General features: G+C 64.7%; 1 protein-coding gene and 2 pseudogenes. All 3 read left to right on the forward strand.

Features of this window, described 5'->3' with window-relative positions; all coding sequences use genetic code 11:
• Window positions 1–208, forward strand: a pseudogene (locus WCB02_RS23220) (NAD(P)H-dependent glycerol-3-phosphate dehydrogenase); the annotation flags it as partial.
• A 132-nt stretch (window positions 209–340) separates the two neighbouring features.
• Complete coding sequence (locus tag WCB02_RS23225) at window positions 341–754, forward strand: EVE domain-containing protein (RefSeq protein ID WP_423961810.1); 414 nt, start codon at window positions 341–343, stop codon at window positions 752–754.
• A 646-nt stretch (window positions 755–1400) separates the two neighbouring features.
• Window positions 1401–2281, forward strand: a pseudogene (locus WCB02_RS23230) (alpha-amylase family glycosyl hydrolase); the annotation flags it as partial.

Here is a 2281-nt window from a genome sequence, read left to right on the forward strand (position 1 = left end):
GGGCGCAGCGCTCGGCCGCGGCGAGCCGCCACCGCTCGGCAGACTGGCCGAAGGCCAGTCCACCGCGCCGGTGCTGGTCGAGCTGGCGGCGTCGCAACATGTCGAGATGCCGGTGTCGACCGCGGTCGCCGCCGTGCTGTCCGGCGCGCTGACCATCGATGCCGCGATCGAAGGCCTGCTGACGCGCCCGTTCAAGGCGGAGGGGTGAGCGCGCGGCCGCGCAAAAGGGTGAAAATGACTTTTTCGACTTGACGATGACGCAGCCGCGTCTTGTTAGTTGGGGCAGGAAGACGTGGATGGCCGGGACAAGCTCGGCCATGACGCATAAGTGGTGGCCGTGATGCATTACTGGCTGGTGAAGTCGGAACCCTCGGCCTGGTCGTGGGATCAGCAGGTCGCCAAGGGCGACAAGGGCGAGGCCTGGACCGGCGTGCGCAATTTCACCGCGCGACAAAATCTCGTCCACATGAAGCAGGGCGACTGCGCCTTCTTCTACCATTCCAACGAGGGCAAGGAGATCGTCGGCATCGCCGAAGTGATCCGCGAGGCCTATCCCGACCCGACCGACAAGACCGGCAAGTTCGTCTGCGTCGACATCAGGGCGGAGAAGCCGTTGCCGATCCCGGTGACGATGGCCGCGGTCAAGGCGGAGAAAAAACTCGCCGAGATGGCGCTGGTGAAATATTCGCGGCTGTCGGTGCAGCCGGTCACCGCGGAGGAATGGAAGCTCGTGTGCAAGATGGGCGGGCTTTAGAGGATCGATTGCGTGATGGATGCGGCAGTGTCGAAGACGAGCGACATTGTCGTGGCGGCGAAGTCGTGTCGTCCCGAGGCTCCAAGGCACAGGCGTCAAGCTCGCGAAGACGCTCACGCGTCTCGCAGGCGACGGTGGCAAACAAGCGTGGTCACCGAGGAGAGCGCGTATAAGCCGTGAAACCATTGCGCAGGGAAGGCCGGATGATCCGGTGTACCCCTGGTTGCTAACGCCTGTGCTTTCTTTCTGCACAGGCGGCCAAGGGTGCAACGGGCACCCGGCCTTCCCTGCGCCCTCTGTCTTTCGAGGGCCGACGATGAAGAGTAGAACTCGCGCGCCCGCGCGGCGAGAGCGCGAAGTCGTATCCACCGTCATTGCGAGGAGCCCTTGCGACAAAGCAACATGCCTGCTTTGCGGCGCGATGGATCGCTTCGCTTGCGCTCGCAATGACATGGTGAGGCCGTGCGAACGCCCCGATTGGCGGCTTGCAACTTGGCCTCGGCGATGATGAGCTTTGATCTGCCCGAAATCCGGCAGCCCGTTGCGAGCGCGGCGCAAGTTGGCCAGCTTGTCATATTTCGGGAAGGCTGCGACCTGCACTACAGCGCTTGTACGAACAATTTGGACTCGCGCGGGGAGAGCATTGATGCCCGGGATCTCGGTTCGCTTCAGATATGTCGCGGGCATCGCGCAGGACGCATTCAGCAATGTGCGGCTGGTCGGTTCCTGGGATGCGCTGGGGCGCCACGCCAACAACTGGACGACCACGCCGATGGTTCGCGAGACGGACCTGACCGGCTGTCCTTCCTTCACCGCGTCAATTCAATTCGACTCCTCGCAGCAGGGCCAGTTGTTTCGCTGGGGCGTCGAGCTCGACGGCCCGTCCGGCCAGAACATCTGGGGCATCGCGACCGAGGTGGCGGACGCCAATTCAAGCGACCGGACGCGCGCCTTCACGCTTGGCGCGGGCGCCGCGCAGGAGGAGGTCTACTATCTCACGCATTGCAGCCGGCTGGGTGCGCAGAAGATCTATCCGGTTGCAGGCGGGCCGCCCGCACTCAGGTTTTCGGTCTGGGCGCCGAATGCGCGCCAGGTCGAAATCGTGTTCGCCTTGGGTGACAGCGGCTACATCGACGATTCCGGTGGCGGCATCGACGCCGGCGCGCCGGTCATTCCGCTGCGGCGGTGCGATGAAGGCATCTGGGAATCCGATCTGACCGTGTCGCCCGAACTCGCGAGCTTCGATGCCTTCGCAGGCAAGCTCTATATGTTCCGCATTACGCGCAAGGACAGCTCGACCGCGTATCGCACGGACCTCCATTCGCGGCGCCAGATCGGCACCGGCAGTTTCGATCCCGCTGGCGCCGTGTTCAGCGGCGATCCGAGCCAGCTCGACGCCGCCGTCAGTTGCTCGATCGTGACCGATGTCGACCAGGTGACCGTCGCGCGCGACCCGCGGCTCGGTGCCGCGGCCGGCTTCGACCGGATCGCGGCGCGACAATTCTGGCAGGACGAGCGCGCCCAGGC

Source organism: Bradyrhizobium sp., assembly GCF_049581145.1.
In the GTDB taxonomy this organism is placed as follows: Bacteria; Pseudomonadota; Alphaproteobacteria; order Rhizobiales; family Xanthobacteraceae; genus Bradyrhizobium.

Bases quoted from the DNA above. Each gene is read 5' to 3' on its own strand.
- WCB02_RS23225 (WP_423961810.1), top strand. From the start codon at position 341: ATGCATTACTGGCTGGTGAAGTCGGAACCCTCGGCCTGGTCGTGGGAT.